The following is a 1,282-nucleotide window of genomic DNA, read 5'->3' on the forward strand; positions in this document are numbered from 1 at the left end:
TTTCAGGCCGCGCGCGGTGGCGAAGCGGGCGCGGTCGTCGCCGATCTCGGCGAGCACCCGGGCACCGGCCAGCCGACCGAGGCCGGGGAAGCTGGTGATGATCGTGGCGTCCGGGTGCCGGTCAAAATGGGCGGTCGCCGCCTCGGCGAGTTCGTCGGCGGCGGCGCAGGCGGCGTCGAACTGGCGCAGCAGCGCGGCGAGGTGGATGCCCATCGCGGCTTCGACCTGCGACGGCTGGTGCAGGTAAGTGCCCGCGAACACCTCGCGCAGCCGGTCGATGTCGCGGTCGAGGTAACGCTGGCGACCGGCCTTGACCAGCAGCTTGCGCAGCTGGACGCGGCTCAACCGCGCAGCCTGAGCGGGTGCCGGGGCTGCCGCCAGGATGGTGCGGGCATCGCGGCGGGCCAGCCCGCCCTCGGGAAGGTCCGCGAACGCGGCCAGCGCGGCGGGATAGAAGTCCTTGAGCAGGTCGCGGACCTGGTTGCCGATCTGCTGGCGCGACCACACCGCATCCTGTTGGGCGCGGGCGAGGACCCGGATCGCCTGAGCCAGTTCGGTATCGGTGGGCAACGGCCGGTGCTTGTGGCGGTCGGTCCGCAGAATGTCGGCCAGCAGCAGCGCGTCGGTAGCGTCGGATTTCGCGCCGGACACCGCGTGCCGGGTCCGGTAGCGGGAGGCCGCGAGCGGGTTGATCGGATAGATTTCGCGGCCGGTCGCGCGCAGTGCGGCCACCAACAGGCCGCGGTCGGTTTCGATCGCGATCGGGATCGGATCCGCGGCGGTGTCGCCGGCCTCGGCCAGCATGGTCAGCAGCTCGGCGAATCCGGCGGCGTCGTTGCCGACGCGTCGCCGCGACACCAACGTCCCGTCGGCGTCGATGATCGCGACGTCGTGATGGGCTGTGGCCCAGTCGATTCCGCAGTACAAATGCAATTGCTCACTCCTTCCGGTCGGTTCAGCACGAGCCTCGGCGGAGTCACGCAGCGCCCTAATCGCAGGCCTCGAAGGTCCGTCATCTCACTAGCAGTCCGTGACTCCAGCACACCGCAGGACCTCGTTCTGTCGAAGAGCTCGAAGCTCGGGAACATCCAATCGGAGGTCGACCCTGCGGCGCGCTCGGGCAACGGAATCCCACCACCCACATACGGGGTCTGCCGCAAGGCGCGCCGTTCTTTCGTAAGCCGTCGAACGACGGGACAACACAGGCATCACCGAGCGGCAGACCCACAAGGAACAAATCCCGGCCAGTCGACCGGCCACCCATCCCTACTAAACGATTAGG

1 protein-coding gene is annotated in these 1,282 nt (G+C 69.0%); it reads right to left on the reverse strand.

Going from position 1 to position 1,282, the window contains the following annotated elements; genetic code table 11:
- Positions 1 to 927: IS110 family RNA-guided transposase (locus FOY51_RS27030; protein WP_235916818.1), on the reverse strand; the 927-nt coding region annotated here is incomplete at its 3' end.
- Positions 928 to 1,282: the final 355 nt, after the last annotated feature.

The sequence above is a fragment of the Antrihabitans cavernicola genome (assembly GCF_008297975.1).
GTDB lineage: Bacteria > Actinomycetota > Actinomycetes > Mycobacteriales > Mycobacteriaceae > Antrihabitans > Antrihabitans cavernicola.